Below are 19,369 nucleotides of genomic sequence, written 5' to 3' on the forward strand. Positions count from 1 at the left end.
ATCATGGCTGATCAACTTATCCATCAGCTCCTGATCCCGGTGCTGTACATCGTGGCCATCGTGTTGCCGCTGATCATCGCGGTGGCGATGTTCGTGTACTGGGAGCGCAAGGTCATCGGCTGGATGCACGTGCGCATGGGGCCGAACAAGATCGGTCCGTTCGGCCTGCTGCAGGCGTTCGCCGACGTGGTCAAGCTGCTGATCAAGGAAGTGATCCTGCCGACCAAGGCGAACCGGGCGCTGTATTACCTGGCGCCGTTGCTGGCGCTGATCCCGGCGCTGGCGGCATGGGCGGTGGTGCCGTTCAGCAGCAAGATGGTGCTGTCCAACGCGAATGCCGGCGTGCTGTACCTGCTGGCGATGACCTCGATGGGCGTGTACGGCATCATCCTGGCCGGCTGGGCCTCCAACTCGCGCTACGCACTGCTCGGTGCGATGCGTTCGGCCGCGCAGGTGATCTCGTATGAACTGGCGATGGGTCTGTGCCTGGTCTGCGTGCTGGTGCTGGCCGGTTCGTTGAACCTCACCGACATCGTCAACGCACAGGCGGGCCACAAGGGCCTGTTCGGCTGGTTCTGGCTGCCGCTGCTGCCGGTGTTCGTGATCTATTTCATCTCCGGCGTGGCCGAGACCAACCGCGCGCCGTTCGACGTGGCCGAGGGCGAGTCGGAAATCGTCGCCGGTTTCCACGTGGAGTACTCCGGTTCGGCCTTCGCGATCTTCTTCCTGGCCGAATACGCCAACATGATCCTGGTCAGCTTCCTGGCCGCGATCCTGTTCATGGGCGGCTGGCTGTCGCCATTCCCCGATACGTGGGGCTTCATCGGCCAGGGCGGCTTCATCTGGCTGTTCATCAAGGCGTTCCTGTTCGCCTTCCTGTTCCTGTGGTTCCGCGCCACCTTTCCGCGCTACCGCTATGACCAGATCATGCGGCTGGGCTGGAAGGTGTTCATCCCCATCGCCATCGTGTGGGTTCTCGTGGCCGGCTGCATGAAGTACTACGGCCTGGTCAGCATCGGCACGGGGGTCTGAAGAAAGCCATGTCCCGCATTACCCATTATTTCAAGAGCCTGCTGCTGGTCGAGCTGTTCCAGGGCATGGGCCTGACCCTGCGTTACATGTTCAAGCCGAAGTACACCGTGCGCTATCCGATGGAGCACATCCCGAAGTCGAACCGCTTCCGCGGCCTGCATGCGCTGCGCCGCTATGCGAACGGCGAGGAACGCTGCATCGCGTGCAAGCTGTGCGAGGCGGTGTGCCCGGCGCTGGCGATCACGATCGACTCGGCACCGCGCGAGAGCGACGGCCAGCGCCGTACCACGCGCTACGACATCGACCTGTTCAAGTGCATCTTCTGCGGCTTCTGCGAAGAGAGCTGCCCGGTCGATTCGATCGTCGAGACCAGCATCCACGAGTATCACTTCGAGCATCGCGGCGAGAACGTGGTGACCAAGCAGCAGCTGCTGGCCATCGGCGACCGCTTCGAGCAGCAGATTGCCGCCGACCGTGCGCAAGACGCGGCGTACCGCTGAGGCCAACGATGAATCCCCAACTGTTGCAACTCATCTGTTTCTACGCCTTCGGCTTCGTCACCGTGGCCGCCGCGTTGTCGGTGATCACGCTGAAGAACACCGTGCATGCGGTGCTGGCGCTGGTGCTGACGTTCTTCAGTGCCGCCTGCCTGTGGATGCTGCTGGATGCCGAGTTCCTGGCGCTGGCGCTGATCGTGGTCTATGTCGGCGCGGTGATGGTGCTGTTCCTGTTCGTGGTGATGATGCTTGACCTCGACCAGGAGAAGTTGCGCGAGGGCTTCGTGAAGTTCCTGCCGGTCGGCCTGATCGTGGCAGCGGCGATGCTGGCGGAGATGCTCGGCCTGATCGGCGTGCGCGCGATGCACCTGCAGGTCATGGGCGCGGACCCGGCCGCCGTGGCGGGAACCTCCAATACGGCATGGCTTGGTCGTGCGTTGTACACGCAATACCTGCTGCCGTTCGAGGTCGCCGCACTGATCCTCACCGTGGGCGTGGTGGCGGCGGTGGCGCTGACCCTGCGCCAGCGCGGCGATGCGCGTTACGAGTCGGCCAGCCAGCAGGTCAAGGTCAACCCGCGTGACCGCGTCCGCATCGTGAAGATGGCGGCCGAGCGTCCCGTCGACGAAACGCCGGCCCCGCCGCAGGAGTCCAAGTCATGATCACGCTCTCGCACTACATCGTGCTCGGCGCGGTGCTGTTCTGCATCGCCGTCGCCGGCCTGTTCATCAACCGCAAGAACGTGATCGTGCTGCTGATGTCGATCGAGCTGATGCTGCTTGCGGTGAACATGAACTTCGTGGCGTTCTCGCGCTTCCTCGGCGACGTGTCAGGGCAGGTGTTCGTGTTCTTCATCCTCACCGTGGCCGCGGCAGAAGCTGCCATCGGCCTGGCGATCCTGGTGCTGCTGTTCCGCAACCGCAGCACGATCAATATCGCCGACATCGACAGCATGAAGGGCTGATCACATGGGTCTTTCGACATCCATTCTGCTGACGATCGCGCTGGCGCCGCTGGTCGGTTGCGTGCTGGCCGGCTTCCTGGGCAAGTTCCTCGGCCGCGCCGGATCGCATACGGTCACCATCCTCGGCGTAGCGATCTCCTGCGCATTGTCGTTCTACGTGCTGTACCAGCTCACCCTGGGCGGCGCCGAGACGTACAACCAGAACATCTACACCTGGTTCCAGATCGGCCACTTCAACGCCAGCGTCGGCTTCCTGGTCGACCGCCTGACCGCGATGATGCTGGTGGTGGTGAGCTTCGTGTCGCTGCTGGTGCACGTGTACACCATCGGCTACATGGCCGACGACGACGGCTACAAGCGCTTCTTCAGCTACATCTCGCTGTTCACCTTCTCGATGTTCATGCTGGTCATGAGCAACAACTTCATGCAGCTGTTCTTCGGCTGGGAAGCGGTGGGCCTGGTGTCGTACCTGCTGATCGGCTTCTGGTACAAGCGGCCGACCGCGATCTTCGCGAACCTGAAGGCGTTCCTGGTCAACCGCGTGGGCGATTTCGGCTTCCTGCTCGGCATCGCGGCGGTGCTGTATTTCCTCGGCACGCTGGATTACGCCACGGTGTTCGGCTCGGCGCCGTCGCTGGTCGGCAAGACCCTGCAGATCACCGCGGGCACGCAGTGGGATGCCGCGACGGTGATCTGCATCTGCCTGTTCATCGGTGCGATGGGCAAGTCGGCGCAGGTGCCGCTGCACGTGTGGCTGCCCGACTCGATGGAAGGCCCGACCCCGATCTCCGCGCTGATCCATGCGGCCACGATGGTGACCGCCGGCATCTTTATGGTGGCGCGCATGTCGCCGCTGTTCGAGCTGTCGCAGAGCGCGCTCAGCTTCGTGATGGTGATCGGCGCCACCACGGCGCTGTTCACCGGCCTGATTGGCATCGTGCAGAACGACATCAAGCGCGTGGTGGCGTATTCCACGCTGTCGCAGCTCGGCTACATGACGGTGGCGCTCGGCGTATCGGCCTACAGCGGCGCGGTGTACCACCTGATGACCCATGCGTTCTTCAAGGCGCTGCTGTTCCTCGGCGCCGGCTCGGTGATCATCGCGATGCACCACGAGCAGGACATGCGTTACATGGGCGGTCTGCGCAAGTACATGCCGATCACCTGGATCACCATGTGGATCGGTTCGCTGGCGCTCTGCGGCGTGCCGTTCTTCTCGGGCTTCTATTCGAAGGACGCGATCATCGAGGCGGTCGGCGAATCGCATCGCTGGGGTTCGGGCTACGCTTATTTCTGCGTGATGGCCGGTGCGCTGGTGACGTCGCTTTACACCTTCCGCCAGATGTACCTGACGTTCCATGGCAAGGAGCGCTTCACCGTGGTCGCGCACCATGGTCATGCGCATCACGATGCGCATGAAGATCATCATGACGACCATGGCCACCACGAGCCGGGCGTGCTGGAGCATGCGCCGAAGGAATCGCCGTGGGTGGTGACGCTGCCGCTGGTGCTGCTGGCGATCCCGTCGCTGCTGGTCGGTTTCTTCACGGTCGGGCCGATGCTGTTCGGAGGTTGGTTTGGTCAGGCGATCCACGTCGATGAAGCCAACAATGTGCTTGGCGAGCTCGCAGGCGAATTCCATGGCGCGGTATCGATGGCGCTGCACGGGTTCAACCCGGTCGGTCCGTTCGGACTGGTGCTGCTCGCTTTCGTGATCCAGACCTACATCTACCTGTTCAACCCGGCCATGGCCGGCAAGATCAAGTCGGCGTTGAAGCCGTTGTGGACCGTGCTCGACCGCAAGTACTGGGTCGACGACGTCTACTTCGCGGTCTTCGCGCGCGGCGGCCTCAAGCTTGGCCGCCTGTTCTGGAAGGCAGGTGACACGGCAGTGATCGACGACACCATGGTCAACGGCTCGGTGAGCCTCGTTCACCGGATCGCTGCCATGACACGCCGTCTGCAGTCGGGTTATCTCTATCACTACGCCTTCGCGATGATTCTTGGCCTGATCCTGCTGCTGGGTGGGTACTGGTTCTTTGGTTCTGGGCCGATCGGTTCCGGCCTGGTCGGGCAATAAGGGAAGCAAGCACACATGTTCAATCACTTGCTCAGCCTGCTGATCTGGCTCCCCGTCGCCGGCGCCATCCCGGTACTGCTTGCCGGCTCCGCCCGGCCCAATCTGGCGCGCTGGTTGTCGCTGCTGGTGGCCGTGCTGACCTTCGCGGTCAGCCTGTTCCTGCTGGTGCAGTACAACCCCGATACCGGCGGCATGCAGCTGACCGAAAGCTATCTGTGGATCGCCTCGTGGGGCGTCCATTACGGGCTGGCGGTCGACGGCATCTCGGTGGCGCTGATCCTGATGACCACCTTCGTCGGCATCCTGGTGATCGCCGGTGCCTGGGAAGTGATCCAGGACAAGCCGCACCAGTACATGGCCGCGATGCTGATCCTCGAAGGCCTGCTGATCGGCGTGTTCTGCGCCACCGACGCGCTGCTGTTCTATGCGCTGTTCGAGGCGATCCTGATCCCGATGTTCATCCTGATCGGCATCTGGGGTGGTCCGCGACGGGTATACGCGACGCTGAAGTTCTTCATCTACACGTTCTTCGGCTCGGTCTTCATGCTGATCGCGCTGTTGTACCTGTACCAGAAGGCGCATACCTTCGACCTCGCCACGCTGGCGGCATTGCCGCTGACGATGAAGGAGCAGAGCTGGATCTTCTTCGCGTTCCTGATCGCGTTCGCGATCAAGGTGCCGATGGTGCCGGTGCATACATGGTTGCCGGACGCCCACGTGGAGGCGCCGACCGGCGGCTCGGTGGTGCTGGCGGCGGTGATGCTGAAGATCGGCGGATACGGCTTCCTGCGCTTCTCGCTGCCGATCGTGCCGGACGCCTCCGAGCACTTCGCCTGGGTGGTGATCGCGCTTAGCCTGATCGCGGTGGTCTACATCGGCTACGTGGCGCTGGTGCAGGAGGACATGAAGAAGCTGGTGGCGTATTCATCGGTGGCCCACATGGGCTTCGTCACCCTGGGCATCTTCATTGCGTTCATGCTGGTGCGTGGCTCGGCCAACATCGACATGGCGCAGCTGGGCATGCAGGGCGCGATGGTGCAGATGATTTCGCACGGCTTCGTCTCAGGCGCGATGTTCACCTGCATCGGCGTGCTGTACGACCGCATGCACACGCGCTCGATCAAGGATTACGGCGGCGTCATCAACGTGATGCCGTGGTTCGGCTTCTTCTACGTGCTGTTCGCGATGGCGAACTGCGGCCTGCCGGGCACCAGCGGTTTCGTCGGCGAGTTCATGGTGATCCTGGCCAGCTTTGCGGCGAATCCGTGGATCGCGCTCTTTGCGGCGTTCACCCTGATCATCGGCGCGGCCTACACGCTATGGCTGGTCAAGCGTGTGCTGTGGGGCGACATCACCAATCCGCACGTGGCCGAGATGAAGGAAATCAACGGCCGCGAAACGTTTGTGCTGGTGGCCTTCGCAGCCGCCGTACTGGCGCTGGGCATCTGGCCGCAGCCGCTGGTCCATCTGATGGACAGTTCGGTGTCGCAGCTGGTGCACCAGATTGCCATTCACAAGATTTGATCGGGACCGAACATGCCGACTTTTATTGACATCCTGATCATGGCTCCAGAGTTCTATCTGGTGGCGGCGGCGTGCTTGCTGTTGCTGTTGGACGCCTTCATGAAACCCGAGCAGCGGCCCATGCTGCACTGGATTTCGATCGTCGTGCTGCTGGTCGCCATCTACATGCTGATTGCCGGCCAGTCGGAGCAGACGGTAACGGCTTTCGGCGACATGTTCGTGCGCGACCGGGTGGCGGATATCCTCAAGATCTTTGCGTTGCTGACCACCGTGCTGGTGATGGTCTACGCGCGGCCATACCTGATCGATCGCAAGCTGCTGATCGGCGAGTTCTACACGCTGATGATCTTCGCGGTGATCGGCATCATGCTGCTGGTGTCGGCCGGCAACCTGGTCACCGTGTACCTGGGACTGGAGTTGCTGTCGCTGTCGTCGTATGCGCTGGTGGCGCTGAATCGCGATGCGCGGCTGCCGTCCGAGGCGGCGATCAAGTACTTCGTGCTGGGCGCGCTGGCCTCGGGCATGCTGCTGTATGGCATGTCGATGGTCTACGGCGCTTCCGGCATGGGCGGCACGCCGAGCCTGGACCTGGCCCAGCTTCACAACGTGGCGACGTACACCACGACACCTAAGCTGCTGCTGTTCGGACTGATCTTCATGATCGTCGGCATTGGCTTCAAGCTCGGTGCCGCGCCGTTCCACATGTGGATCCCTGACGTTTACCAGGGCGCACCGACGCCGGTCACCACCTTAATTGCCTCGGGCTCGAAGCTTGCCGCGTTCGGCATGGCGTACCGGCTGCTCAGTTCCGGCATGGGCGACCTGTCGCAGCACTGGCAGCTGATGCTGGCCGTGCTGGCGGTGGCGTCACTGGCGATCGGCAACCTGGTTGCGATCGTGCAGACCAATCTCAAGCGCATGCTGGCCTATTCGACGATCTCGCACATGGGCTACCTGCTGCTGGGTCTGGCGGCTGCCGGGCCGGAAGGTTATGCCGCGGCGATGTTCTATGCGATCTCTTATGCGTTGATGGGCGCGGCTGCCTTCGGCGTGATGCTGGCGCTGACCCGCGCGGGTTTCGAGTGCGAGGAAATTGCCGACCTGAAGGGGCTGAACCAGAAGTCGCCGTGGATGGCGTTCCTGATGCTGCTGGCGATGTTTTCGCTGGCCGGTGTGCCGCCGCTGTTCGGTTTCTGGGCCAAGGTCCTGGTGCTGGAAGCGGCAATCCACGCGAACATGCTGTGGCTGGCGATCGTCGGCATCGTGTTCGCCATCATCGGCCTGTACTACTACCTGCACGTGATCAAGGTGATGTACTTCGACAAGCCGGCTGAAGGCAGCGAGCTGCAGGCCAAGCCGGACGCGTCCCTGCGCGTGGTGTTGTCGTTGAACGCGCTGTCCTTGTTGGTACTGGGCCTCTACTGGGGGCCGTTGCTGGGCTGGTGCCGGTCAGCGTTCGGCCTTTGATTGGCGCAGGCGCGGACACCGTCGTGTCATGACACGATGGTTCACTGCATGTTGGCAATGCGATAGATTTGTTGAGTTGAGGCTTGCAAGAAGCTGGCCATCCCGATAAACTCTTCGGACTCTGATGCGGGGTGGAGCAGTCTGGCAGCTCGTCGGGCTCATAACCCGAAGGTCGTAGGTTCGAATCCTACCCCCGCTACCAGATCTTTCTTGATGCAAGAAAGCCTCCTCGTGAGGCTTTTTTGTTGGGCGCATGGATGCGTCGCGCCGGATCATATGCAGGTCGGGTGCCGGAAGGAGCTGAGCAGGGAGGGACATCGGCGAGATAAGGAAATGGGCCGTTGGAGCCCATTTTTTGTTTCTGCTGTTCTGAAAGAGTGAGCTGGGAAGGCGAATCCATGGATACACAGGCACTGGCACAACGCTTCACCGAGGTACTGGCCGATCTGGGCCTGGAATGCCTAGGCGTGGAGTTCACCCCGTCGCATGGACAGAGTACGCTGCGCGTTTACCTGGACCTGCTCGACAAGGGCGGTGCAGGCGAGGGCGAGCGTCGCGAGGTCGGTATCGAGGACTGCGAGAGCGCCAGCCGCGAGCTGTCCGCCCTGCTCGATGTGGAGGATCCGATTCCGGGCCATTACGTGCTGGAAGTTTCCTCGCCCGGAATTGATCGGCCGTTGTTCACCGCGGAGCAGTTTGCGCGAGTCAGCGGGCAGGAAGTGAAACTGTTGCTGAAGGCGCCGCTGGAAGGTCGTCGTCGCCTGCGTGGCAAGCTGGTGTCGGTGGAAGGCGGGCAGATTACGCTGGAAGCCGAAGGCAAGACATTCGAATTCGAACACGCGCTGGTGGAAAGTGCGCGGGTGGTGCCGGACTGGGTGGCGCTGGGTTATGCGCCGCAACCCAAGCCCGGTGGCAAGACGCCTGGCAAGAAGCAGGCTGATTGAAAAATGAATAGTGCGGCCATGGATGGCCGCTTTTTGATCCCCGCGCTCAGGGATGAGCGCAAAAGCTAACGAGTTGGACGCCGCTGGGCGCCTATGGAGTTGCTGCAATGAGCAAAGAGCTTTTGCTGGTCGTCGAGGCGGTTGCCAATGAAAAGGGTGTGCCGCTGGATGTGATTTTCGAGGCGATGGAGGCCGCGCTGGCCTCGGCCGCGAAGAAGCGCTACCCGGAGGAGGAGCCGGATATCCGCGTGGCGATCAATCACGATACCGGTGATTATGAGACCTTCCGCCGCTGGGAAATCATTGCCGACGATGGCGAGATGGAATCGCCGTCCTATCAGCTGCGCCTGATGGATGCGCTGGACGAGCGCGCCGACGCCGAAGTGGGCGAGTACATCGAGCAGCAGGTCGAGAATGCCGAATTCGGCCGCATTGCCGCGCAGGCCGCCAAGCAGGTGATCGTGCAGCGCGTGCGCGAGGCCGAGCGACAGCAGGTGGTCGATGCCTTTGCCGACCGCGTCGGCGAACTGGTGACCGGCATCGTCAAGCGCGTCGAGCGCGGCAACATCTACCTCGACCTGGGCAGCAACGCCGAGGCGTTCATTCCGCGCGACAAGACGATTCCGCGCGAATCGGCCCGCGTCGGCGACCGCGTGCGCGGCTACCTTTACGAAGTGAAGTCCGAAGCGCGTGGTCCGCAGCTGTTCGTGTCGCGTGCGGCGCCGGAATTCATGATCGAGCTGTTCAAGCTGGAAGTGCCGGAAGTCGGCCAGGGCCTGGTCGAGATCAAGGGCTGTGCCCGCGATCCGGGCGACCGCGCCAAGATCGCCGTGCTGGCGCATGACAGCCGTACCGATCCGATCGGCGCCTGCATCGGCATGCGCGGCTCGCGCGTGCAGGCGGTCTCCAACGACCTCAACGGCGAGCGCGTCGACATCATCCTGTGGCACGAGAACCAGGCGCAGTTCGTCATCAATGCGATGGCGCCGGCCGAAGTGCAGTCCATCATCATGGACGAGGAAAAGCACTCGATGGACATCGCGGTGGCCGAGGACAAGCTGTCCCAGGCGATCGGTCGCGGTGGCCAGAACGTGCGTCTGGCCAGCAAGCTCACCGGCTGGCAGCTCAACGTGATGACCCAGGATCAGGTCACCGCCAAGAGCGAATCCGAACAGGAGGCCGCGCGCCAGCTGTTCATGGACAAGCTCGAAGTGGATCAGGAGATTGCCGTCATCCTGGTGCAGGAAGGTTTCTCCAGCATCGAGGAAATCGCCTACGTGCCCAGCGCCGAACTGCTGGCCGTGGAAGGTTTCGACGAGGATATCGTCGAGGAACTGCGCGCCCGCGCACGCGACGCCCTGCTGACCGAGGCACTGGCGGCGGAGGAGGGCGTAGACGAACATCAGCCTTCCGCCGAACTGCTTGCGCTGCCTGGCATGGACGAGTCGACGGCCTATGCGCTGGCTGCCCGCGAAGTGAGTACGGTCGATGATCTGGCCGATCTGGCGGTAGATGACCTGATTGATATCGAAGGCATGGACGAAGAGCGCGCTGCGGCACTGATCATGGCCGCGCGCGCACCGATGATCGAGCGGCTGGAGAAAGGCGGCTAACCGCGGACGGCAACACCCTGGATGGGTGTGCCGAGAAAGGCTTTGCGAAGCCTTTCACCATGGACGGAGATGGCGGTGCCGGTAGGGCCGCACAGACGATAAGGGCCGAACAGGGCCCAAGCGCGGGAATGGCGGAGCAGAGAACACGATGTCGGACGTCACGATCAAACAACTAGCCCAGGTACTGGGCATGCCGGTCGACAAGCTGCTGTCGCAGCTTGGTGAGGCGGGCATGAAATTCTCCGATCAGGAGCAGGTCATCAGCAGCACCGAAAAGGTGAAGCTGCTCGGGTTCCTGCGCCGCACACACGGCAAGAACGAAGCCGCCGCCGAAGCCGAGGACAGCGCGCCGCGCCAGATCACGCTCAAGCGCCGCACGGTCGGCGAACTGAAAGTGGCCACCCCGGGCGGTCGCGGCGCAGCCGGTGCCGCCAAGACGGTCAACGTCGAAGTGCGCGCCAAGCGGACCTACGTCAAGCGCAGCGTGATCGCCGAGGAAGCCGGTGTCGACGGCGAGCGCGAGGATGCCGTGCGCAAGTTGCAGGAATCGCAGCAGCAGCGTGAGCAGGAAGAACGCGAGCGCATCGAGGCCGAGCAGCGCCGCCAGGAAGAGGCGCAGCAGCGCGCCCTGGACGAGCAGCAAGAACAGGAGCGGCGCCAGGCCGAGGCCAAGGTTGCCGACGAGGCCGACGTGGTTGCGGTCACGCCGGAGCCGGCTCCAGTGGCTGAAGCGGCCGCCCCTGCGGACAAGTTCGAGGACGAACCAACGGCCGTGCAGCGCATGGACCAGCGCGAGCTGGGCATGATCCTGCCGCGCATCCATGAGCCGCGCAAACGCGAAAAACTGGTCAAGCCGGTGGTGGTGCCAGCGCCGGCACCCGCAGCGCCCGTGGCAGCAGCGAAGCCGGCAGTTCGTCCGGGTATGGCCGGCAACGCGGCCGCGCCGGCGCCGGCCAGCGATGCTCGCGGCAAGCTCAAGCACGGCCGCGAACGCGATGAGGTCGGCAGCAAGGAAGAGCGCGATGGCAGCAAGCGTTTCGCTGGCGGCCAGATGCACCTGAGCGACGCAGACCGTGCACGCCGTTCCTCCAGCAACAAGCGTGGCAAACCCGGTCGCGGCAATGTCCGCGAACTGTCGCGCGGCAGCAACAATGCACCGTCCGGTCCGCACGGTTTCTCGCGCCCGACCGCACCGGTAGTGCGCGAAGTTGTCGTCGGTGACGCCAACATCGTCGCCGAGCTGGCGCAGAAGATGGCGGTCAAGGGCTCCGAGGTGGTCAAGGCGCTGTTCAAGATGGGCGTGATGGCGACCATCAACCAGACCATCGACCACGATACCGCCGTGCTGGTGGTCGAGGAGCTTGGCCATACACCGGTGGCCGACAACCAGAACAACGCCGAGGAAGCGCTGGCGGCACATACCCAGAACGTCGAACTGGAAGGCGAGAAGACCACGCGCCCGCCGGTGGTGACCATCATGGGCCATGTCGATCACGGCAAGACCTCGCTGCTCGACTACATCCGTCGCACCAAGGTGGCTGCCGGCGAAGCCGGTGGCATCACCCAGCATATCGGCGCGTACCATGTGGAAACGTCCAAGGGCGTGATCACGTTCCTGGATACCCCGGGCCACGCCGCGTTCACCTCGATGCGTGCCCGTGGCGCGCAGTCGACCGACATCGTGATCCTGGTCGTCGCTGCCGATGACGGCGTGATGCCGCAGACGGTGGAAGCGGTGAAGCATGCGCGCGCCGCCAAGGTGCCGCTGATCGTCGCGGTCAACAAGATGGACAAGGACGGCGCCAACCCCGACAACGTCAAGCAGGGCCTGGTGCAATACGAAGTGGTGCCGGAAGACTGGGGTGGCGACGTGCAGTTCGTGCCGGTGTCGGCAAAGACCGGTGCAGGCGTCGAGGATCTGCTCGATGCGATCTCGGTGCAGGCCGAGATGATGGAACTCAAGGCCGTGGCCGATGGCCGCGCCTCCGGTGTGGTGATCGAGTCCCGTCTGGATCGTGGCCGCGGTCCGGTCGCGACGGTGCTGGTGCAGCAGGGCACGCTGCGCAAGGGCGACTTCGTCGTCTGCGGCATCGAATACGGCCGCATGCGCGCGCTGATCGACGAAACCGGCCAGCAGGTGCTGGAAGCCGGTCCGTCGATTCCGGTGCAGGTGCTGGGTCTGTCCGGCGTGCCGGAAACCGGCGACGACTTCGTCTGCGTCGAGGACGAGCGCCTCGCCCGCGAAGTGGCGCAGGAGCGCGAGCTCAAGCGCCGCGAAACGCGCATGGTCAGCAAGAGCAACCGGCTCGAGGACATCATCGCCAAGATGGGCCAGGGCGTGGAGCAACAGACGCTCAACATCCTGGTCAAGGGCGATGTGCAGGGTTCGGTCGAGGCACTGCGCGAGTCGCTGACCCAGATCGGCAACGACCGGGTCAGGGTCAACGTGGTCTCGTCCGGCGTGGGCGGCATCAACGAATCCGACGCCACCCTGGCGGCGGCTTCGAAGGCGCTGGTCATCGGCTTCAACGTGCGCGCCGACGCGTCGGCGCGCAAGGTGATCGAGACGGCCGGCCTGGACGTGCGCTACTTCTCGATCATCTACGACGTGATCGACCAGGTGACCCAGGCGGCGACCGGCCTGCTCGGCATGGAAGTGCGCGAGGACATCATCGGCACCGCCGAGGTCCGCGACGTGTTCCGCAGCTCCAAGTTCGGCGCCGTGGCCGGTTGCATGGTCACCGAAGGCTCGGTCAAGCGCAGCAAGCCGATCCGCGTGCTGCGCGACAACGTGGTGATCTTCGAGGGCGAGCTGGAATCGCTGCGCCGTTTCAAGGATCTGGTCGACGAAGTGCGCAACGGCATGGAGTGCGGCATCGCGGTCAAGCAGTACAACGACGTGAAGCCGGGCGATCAGATCGAGTGCTTCGAGCGCACGGAAGTCGCGCGTACCTTGTAATTGAACTATGGCCTTTCCCCGCAAGGGCGAGAGGACGAGGCCAGTCGCCGTGATGCGGTGACTGGCCTCGATCTGATTTGGAGATACTCATGCCATCCCGTGATTTCAAACGCACCGATCGCATCGGTGCCGAGCTGCGCCGTGAACTGGGCCTGCTGGTGCATGCGGCCGTGCGCGATCACGGACTGCCGTCGGTCAGCGTGTCGGACGTGGAGATTACCCGCGACCTGGACTGGGCCACGGTGTGGGTCACTGCCCTGATGCCTGAACAGGGCTTGCCGACCGTGAAGGCGCTCAACGCCATGAGCCACGAGATCCGTCATTCGCTGGCGCATAGCGGCATGCGCATGCGCCGGGTGCCGGAGCTGAAATTCAAGTACGACGATTCGGTCGACAAGGGCGAACGCATTGAATCGCTGCTGCGTGAACAGGCGCGTGACCTGGCGCCGCCCAGCGGCGACAAGCAGGATTGAACCGGAAGCATTGGGTATTGTTGAACCGATGAGTCGCCTGCCGCGTATCCAGCACCGTGACCTGCACGGCATCGTCCTGCTCGACAAACCGCTGGGCCTGAGCTCCAACCAGGCGCTGCAATGCGTGCGCCGTTTGTTGCGCGCAGCCAAGGGCGGCCATACCGGCGCGCTCGATCCGCTGGCCACCGGCCTGTTGCCGCTGTGCTTCGGTGAGGCGACCAAGCTGGCCGGCAGCCTGCTCGGCGCACGCAAGGCGTATGTGGCCGAGTGCCGGCTTGGCATCACCACCGATACGGCCGATTGCGAAGGCGAAATGCTGCAGCAGCGCCCGGTGCCGCCGTTGGACGATGCGGCCGTCGAGGCTGCGCTGGCCAAGCTGCGCGGCCGCATCCAGCAGGTGCCGCCGATGTATTCGGCGCTCAAGCAGGATGGCGAGCGGCTGTACGCGAAGGCGCGTCGTGGCGAGACCGTCGACGTGCCGCCGCGCGAAGTGGAGGTCCACCGGCTCGAACTGTTGGCGCGTGCAGGCGACACCCTGACCCTGCTGGTGGAATGCGGTTCCGGCACCTATGTGCGCTCGCTGGCCGTGGATCTGGGCGAGGATCTGGGCTGTGGCGCCCATTTGACCGCGTTGCGCCGGCTGTGGGTGGAGCCGTTCCGCGAGCCGCGCATGGTGACGCTGGAAGAGTTGCAGCAGGCCTCGGAGCAGAGCGACCAGGCGTTGCTGGCGCAGCTTCTGCCGGTATCGGCCGGATTGTCCGATTTGCCGGCTTTGCAGCTCGATGAAGTGCAAAGCATGGCGATCTCGCGTGGCCAGCAGATCGTGTTGCCGACGGCGCCCCCAACCGGGCGCTTTGCGGCCTATGCCAGCGATGGCGCGCTGCTGGCGCTGCTGGAACTGGACGACGAAGGTCGTGCGCGCATCCTGCGCGGCTTCAACCTGCCGCCGGACTGAAGAAATTGCGCCGATACGCCGCTGCGCACTTGTTGTAACACCGCTCCCATCAGTAGAATAGACAGGTTATTTCAACGCTTTCATTCATCTAGGCGAAGCTTGTGCTTGCGTCATCGCGATGATGCAAGCACAAGCTTCGCATCGCCTTTCCAAGGAAACGTATACCCATGTCCCTTACCGCAGAACAGACCGGCAAGATCATTGCTGATTTCGGCCGCGTGCCGAACGACACCGGTTCGACCGAAGTCCAGGTGGCCCTGCTGTCCGCCCGCATCGACCATCTCACCGGCCACTTCAAGGAGCACAAGCAGGATCACCATTCCCGCCGTGGCCTGCTGAAGCTGGTCAACCAGCGCAAGCGCCTGCTCAGCTATCTGAAGGATCGCGATCTTGCGCGCTACCAGACCCTGATCGAACGCCTCGGCCTGCGCCGTTAATCCACCGGACGAGGAGTAGAACAACGTGGCAAAAGTAACCAAGTCATTCCAGTACGGTAGTCACGAAGTCACGCTGGAGACGGGCGAAATTGCCCGCCAGGCGTCCGGCGCGGTGATGGCCAGCATGGGCGGCACCGTGGTGCTGGTCACCGCCGTGGCGGCCACCAAGCAGAAGGAAGGGCAGGATTTCTTCCCGCTCACCGTCGACTACGTGGAAAAGTTCTACTCCGCCGGCCGCATCCCGGGCGGTTTCTTCAAGCGCGAGGGCCGTCCGACCGAGAAGGAGACGCTGACCTCGCGTCTGATCGATCGTCCGGTGCGTCCGCTGTTCCCGGAAGACTTCAAGAACGAAGTGCAGGTCATCGCGCAGGTCGTCTCGCTCAACCCCGAGGTTGACGGCGACATCGTCGCGCTGCTCGGCGCCTCCGCCGCGCTGTCGCTGGCCGGCATCCCGTTCAAGGGCCCGATCGGCGCTGCACGCGTCGGCTATGCGAATGGCCAGTACCTGCTGAACCCGTCGGCCACCGAACTGAAGACTTCCGAGCTGGACCTGGTCGTCGCCGGTACTGCCGGTGCGGTGCTGATGGTGGAGTCCGAAGCCAAGCTGCTGTCCGAGGACGTGATGCTCGGCGCGGTGATGTTCGGTCACCAGCAGATGCAGGTCGCGATCCGTGCGATCGCCGAACTGGCTGCCGAAGCGGCCAAGCCTTCATGGGACTGGCAGGCACCGGCCCGCAACGAGTCGCTGGTCGCGGCCCTCAAGGGCGCGGTCGGCAGCAAGCTGGAAGAAGCCTTCCAGGTGCGCGACAAGCTGCAGCGCCGCGATGCGATCGCCGCGATCAAGGCCGACGTGCTGGGCGAGCTCAAGGCGCAGGCCGAAGCCAATGGCTGGGCAGCCGGCGAGCTGTCGAAGGAATTCGGCGAGCTTGAATACCACACCATGCGCGACAGCGTGCTGAAGACCAAGGTGCGCATCGACGGCCGTCAGCTCGACGACGTGCGTGCGATCACCGTGCGTGTCGGCGTGCTGCCGCGCACGCACGGTTCGGCGCTGTTCACCCGCGGCGAGACGCAGGCGCTGGTCGTGGCCACGCTGGGCACCACGCGCGACGCGCAGATCATCGACGCGCCGGAAGGCGAGTCTAAGGATCCGTTCCTGTTCCATTACAACTTCCCGCCGTTCTCGGTGGGTGAGGCCGGCCGTTTCGGTGCGCCGAAGCGTCGCGAGATCGGCCACGGCCGCCTTGCCAAGCGCGGCGTGCAGGCCGTCAAGCCGACGATCGAGGAATTCCCGTACGTGGTGCGCGTGGTCTCGGAAATCACCGAGTCCAACGGTTCCTCGTCGATGGCTTCGGTGTGCGGTTCCTCGCTGGCGATGATGGACGCGGGCGTGCCGTTGAAGGCGCCGGTGGCCGGTATCGCGATGGGCCTGGTCAAGGAAGGCGACGACTTCGTCGTGCTGTCCGACATCCTGGGCGACGAGGATCACCTCGGCGACATGGACTTCAAGGTGGCCGGTAGCGCCGATGGCATCTCCGCGCTGCAGATGGACATCAAGATCGACGGCATCACCGAAGAGATCATGAAGGTGGCGCTGGCCCAGGCCAAGCGCGGTCGCCTGCACATCCTCGGCGAGATGGCCAAGGTCATCACCACCGCTCGTGCGGAGATGAGCGAGTACGCCCCGCGTCTGATCACCATCAAGATCCACCCGGACAAGATCCGCGAAGTGATCGGCAAGGGTGGCGCCACGATCCGTTCGATCACCGAAGAGACCGGCACCACGATCGACATCAGCGACGACGGCACCATCGTCGTCGGCTCGGTCAATCGCGAAGCCGGTGAAGCGGCGCGCAAGCGCATCGAGCAGATCGTCTCCGACGTCGAGCCGGGCCGCATCTACGAGGGCAAGGTCGCCAAGCTGATGGACTTCGGGGCGTTCGTCACGATCATGCCGGGCAAGGATGGTCTGGTGCACGTGTCGCAGATCTCCAGCGAGCGCGTCGAGAAGGTTTCCGACAAGCTCAAGGAAGGCGACATCGTCAAGGTCAAGGTGCTGGAAGTGGACAAGCAGGGCCGCATCCGCCTGTCGATGAAGGCCGTGCTGGAAGACGAAAGCGCCAACGCCTGAGTCAAGCGGTAGTGTGAATACGCAAGGCCCGGCCCATGCCGGGCCTTGTGCGTTTCGAGAACGATGATTTTGTGCAACAGGCTTTTGCTAGGATGCAGGGAACCTTGTACGAGGATGCACCGATGGCTGACCCGACAAACGATTTCATCAGGGACTACCAGGCGCTGGCACAACAATCGTGGGATGCCTGGACACGCCAGTTGCAACAGCAGCAAGCTCAGCCCGCCGGCAATCCGTTTTTCACGCCGCCAACAACGCCAGCTTCCGGCAACGACACGCTGGAACGCACCCTGGCCGGCCTGAAGGGATATTTCGACTGGATGCAAGGTGCAGCCGCCGGCGGTGCCGCGGCGCAGCCGACTGATTGGCGCCAACAAATGCAACAGCTGTTCGGCGGTGCCAGCCAGCCGTTTACCCAGGCGTTCAGCGGCATCGACAGTACCGGTGCGGAGGGTTTTGCACGGCAGTGGCAGTCCTGGATGCAGGCGGCGCAGCGCAGTGGCTTCGGCGATCTGCCCGGCACGCAAGGCCCGACGCCGGCATTCGGACTGAACCGCGAACAGCAAATGCAGCAGCAGGCGATGAGTGCCGCCGTGCTGGCTTCGCTGCAGGCATCGGCGCGTTATCAGGCGCTGATCCAACGCGCCAACACGCAAGGCATGGAGCGGTTGCAGGGCAAGCTGGCTCAACATGCCGAGCCGGGGCGTCAGATCGATTCGCTGAAGGCGTTGTACGACCTTTGGGTGGATGCGGCGGAGGAGGCTTACGCCGAGATCGCGCTCTCGGACGAATTCCGCGAAGCCTATGGCGAGATGGTCAACACGCAGATGCACGTGCGTCAGCTGCAACAGCAACAGACCGAGCAGATGTGCCAGCAGCTTGGCGTGCCGACGCGAAGCGAAGTGTCCAGTCTCGGTGAGAGGCTGCAGGCATTGCGTCGCGAGTTTCGTGCGAGCCGGACGCCTGCGCCGGAAGATCATGCCGACGAGATCATGGCCATGCGCCGCGAACTGGCGGCGCTCAAGCGTCAGCTCGCCAGTGCTGCGCCAGCCGCGGCTGCGCGCACTGCCAAGCCGGTCGCTCCTGCAAAGACACGCGCATCGGCGGCAGCAAAGGTCGCCAACAAGGTTCCAGCTGCGGCGCCGCGCAAGAGCGCGATCGCTTCCAAGCCCCGCAACAGCCCGTCCAAGCGCAAGTAAGGAGACTTCGTCATGCATACGCCATTGCGCATCGATCCGAGCAAGGCCCTGGGCGACATCGCCACGTTCCAGCGCAAGCTTGCGGCCGGGATGGGTAACCTGCGCAGCATGCGCGAGCCCGAATACGCGAATACTCCGCGCAAGCTGGTTTACAGCGAGGACAAGCTGAAGGTATGGCATTTCGAAGGTCACAGCAGGCCGACCGCGAAGACGCCGTTGCTGATCGTCTACGCGCTGGTCAATACGGTATGGATGACCGACCTGCAGGCCGACCGCTCGATGGTGCGCAACCTGCTGGAGCAGGGCGAGGACGTCTACCTGATCGATTGGGGCTATCCCGACGGCGCCGATCGCTGGCTGACCCTGGACGATTACATCAACGGTTATCTCGACCGTTGCGTCGATGCGGTGCGGCAACGTCACGATCTCGATGCGATCAACCTGCTCGGCATCTGCCAGGGCGGCGCGTTTTCGCTGTGCTACACCGCGCTGCATGCGGACAAGGTGAAGAACCTGATCACCATGGTCACGCCGGTGGATTTCCATACGTCGGACAACATGCTGTCGCACTGGTGCCGCAGCATGGACGTGGACCTGTTCGTCGACACCATGGGCAATATCCCCGCCGGGCTGATGAACTACGTCTACCTCACGCTGAAGCCGGTGCGCCTGAACCAGCAGAAATACATCGGCATGGTCGACATCCTCGACAATCCGGCCGAATTGGAAAATTTCCTGCGGATGGAACGCTGGATCTTCGATTCACCGGATCAGGCCGGTGAGGCGTTCCGTCAGTTCATAAAGGACTTCTACCAGGGCAACAAGCTGGTCAAGGGCACCTTGGAAATCGGTGGCAAGCCGGTGGACCTGGGCATGGTCACGCAGCCGGTGCTGAACATCTTCGCCGAACAGGACCACCTGGTGCCACCCGATGCCTCGCGTGCGATGGGCAAGCATGTCGGCACCACCGACTATACCCAGCTTGCGTTCAAGGGCGGCCACATCGGCATCTACGTATCCGGCCGCGCGCAGCGCGAAGTGCCGCCGGCGATCCACCAGTGGCTGCGGGCGCGCGATTGATGCCATCAACCAAG

At 63.5% G+C, this 19,369-nt stretch carries 16 protein-coding genes and 1 tRNA gene; all 17 read left to right on the forward strand.

Features of this window, described 5'->3' with window-relative positions; all coding sequences use genetic code 11:
* Window positions 1-3 precede the first annotated feature (3 nt).
* The 17 genes from nuoH to phaC all read left to right on the forward strand — a co-directional run bounded on the left by nuoH (window position 4) and on the right by phaC (window position 19,355).
* Window positions 4-1,032, forward strand: a complete 1,029-nt coding sequence (gene nuoH / locus B0E46_RS09925; RefSeq protein ID WP_077555623.1) for an NADH-quinone oxidoreductase subunit NuoH — start codon at window positions 4-6, stop codon at window positions 1,030-1,032.
* A gap of 8 nt (window positions 1,033-1,040) precedes the next feature.
* Complete coding sequence (nuoI, locus tag B0E46_RS09930; protein ID WP_077443807.1) at window positions 1,041-1,532, forward strand: NADH-quinone oxidoreductase subunit NuoI; 492 nt, start codon at window positions 1,041-1,043, stop codon at window positions 1,530-1,532.
* 8 nt (window positions 1,533-1,540) lie between these two features.
* Complete coding sequence (locus tag B0E46_RS09935; RefSeq protein WP_077555624.1) at window positions 1,541-2,191, forward strand: NADH-quinone oxidoreductase subunit J; 651 nt, start codon at window positions 1,541-1,543, stop codon at window positions 2,189-2,191.
* Window positions 2,188-2,493 carry an NADH-quinone oxidoreductase subunit NuoK gene (gene nuoK, locus B0E46_RS09940; RefSeq protein ID WP_072760924.1) on the forward strand — a complete coding sequence of 102 codons (306 nt, stop codon included), beginning with the start codon at window positions 2,188-2,190 and terminating at the stop codon, window positions 2,491-2,493. The genes B0E46_RS09935 and nuoK overlap by 4 nt, the downstream gene beginning before the upstream one ends.
* Before the next feature lie 4 nt (window positions 2,494-2,497).
* Complete coding sequence (nuoL, locus tag B0E46_RS09945; RefSeq protein WP_077555625.1) at window positions 2,498-4,573, forward strand: NADH-quinone oxidoreductase subunit L; 2,076 nt, start codon at window positions 2,498-2,500, stop codon at window positions 4,571-4,573.
* Window positions 4,574-4,588: 15 nt separating this feature from the next.
* Window positions 4,589-6,097 carry an NADH-quinone oxidoreductase subunit M gene (locus tag B0E46_RS09950; protein WP_077555626.1) on the forward strand — a complete coding sequence of 503 codons (1,509 nt, stop codon included), beginning with the start codon at window positions 4,589-4,591 and terminating at the stop codon, window positions 6,095-6,097.
* 12 nt (window positions 6,098-6,109) lie between these two features.
* Window positions 6,110-7,564: an NADH-quinone oxidoreductase subunit NuoN gene (gene nuoN / locus B0E46_RS09955; protein WP_077555627.1), complete on the forward strand. Its 1,455-nt coding sequence runs from the start codon at window positions 6,110-6,112 to the stop codon at window positions 7,562-7,564.
* A 125-nt stretch (window positions 7,565-7,689) separates the two neighbouring features.
* A tRNA-Met gene (locus B0E46_RS09960) sits at window positions 7,690-7,766 on the forward strand.
* A 196-nt stretch (window positions 7,767-7,962) separates the two neighbouring features.
* Complete coding sequence (rimP, locus tag B0E46_RS09965; protein WP_077555811.1) at window positions 7,963-8,508, forward strand: ribosome maturation factor RimP; 546 nt, start codon at window positions 7,963-7,965, stop codon at window positions 8,506-8,508.
* A gap of 107 nt (window positions 8,509-8,615) precedes the next feature.
* Window positions 8,616-10,121, forward strand: a complete 1,506-nt coding sequence (gene nusA, locus B0E46_RS09970; protein ID WP_077555628.1) for a transcription termination factor NusA — start codon at window positions 8,616-8,618, stop codon at window positions 10,119-10,121.
* 148 nt (window positions 10,122-10,269) lie between these two features.
* The gene (gene infB / locus B0E46_RS09975) at window positions 10,270-13,080 is read left to right on the forward strand and encodes a translation initiation factor IF-2 (RefSeq protein WP_077555629.1); all 2,811 of its coding nucleotides are present in this window, start codon (window positions 10,270-10,272) and stop codon (window positions 13,078-13,080) included.
* Between the two features lie 89 nt (window positions 13,081-13,169).
* Window positions 13,170-13,553, forward strand: coding sequence for a 30S ribosome-binding factor RbfA (gene rbfA, locus B0E46_RS09980; protein ID WP_077555630.1), 384 nt, complete (start codon window positions 13,170-13,172; stop codon window positions 13,551-13,553).
* 28 nt (window positions 13,554-13,581) lie between these two features.
* Complete coding sequence (gene truB, locus B0E46_RS09985) at window positions 13,582-14,508, forward strand: tRNA pseudouridine(55) synthase TruB (RefSeq protein WP_077555631.1); 927 nt, start codon at window positions 13,582-13,584, stop codon at window positions 14,506-14,508.
* A 167-nt stretch (window positions 14,509-14,675) separates the two neighbouring features.
* The gene (gene rpsO / locus B0E46_RS09990; RefSeq protein WP_007513234.1) at window positions 14,676-14,945 is read left to right on the forward strand and encodes a 30S ribosomal protein S15; all 270 of its coding nucleotides are present in this window, start codon (window positions 14,676-14,678) and stop codon (window positions 14,943-14,945) included.
* A gap of 25 nt (window positions 14,946-14,970) precedes the next feature.
* Window positions 14,971-17,076: a polyribonucleotide nucleotidyltransferase gene (gene pnp / locus B0E46_RS09995; RefSeq protein ID WP_077555632.1), complete on the forward strand. Its 2,106-nt coding sequence runs from the start codon at window positions 14,971-14,973 to the stop codon at window positions 17,074-17,076.
* A gap of 122 nt (window positions 17,077-17,198) precedes the next feature.
* On the forward strand, window positions 17,199-18,275 hold the full coding sequence (locus B0E46_RS10000; protein ID WP_077555812.1) for a poly(R)-hydroxyalkanoic acid synthase subunit PhaE: 1,077 nt from the start codon (window positions 17,199-17,201) through the stop codon (window positions 18,273-18,275).
* A 12-nt stretch (window positions 18,276-18,287) separates the two neighbouring features.
* Window positions 18,288-19,355 (forward strand): class III poly(R)-hydroxyalkanoic acid synthase subunit PhaC, encoded by a 1,068-nt coding sequence (gene phaC / locus B0E46_RS10005; RefSeq protein ID WP_077555633.1) that lies wholly within the window; start codon window positions 18,288-18,290, stop codon window positions 19,353-19,355.
* The last annotated feature ends 14 nt before the right edge of the window (window positions 19,356-19,369 follow it).

It is taken from the genome of Rhodanobacter sp. B04, assembly GCF_002001125.1.
In the GTDB taxonomy this organism is placed as follows: domain Bacteria; phylum Pseudomonadota; class Gammaproteobacteria; order Xanthomonadales; family Rhodanobacteraceae; genus Rhodanobacter.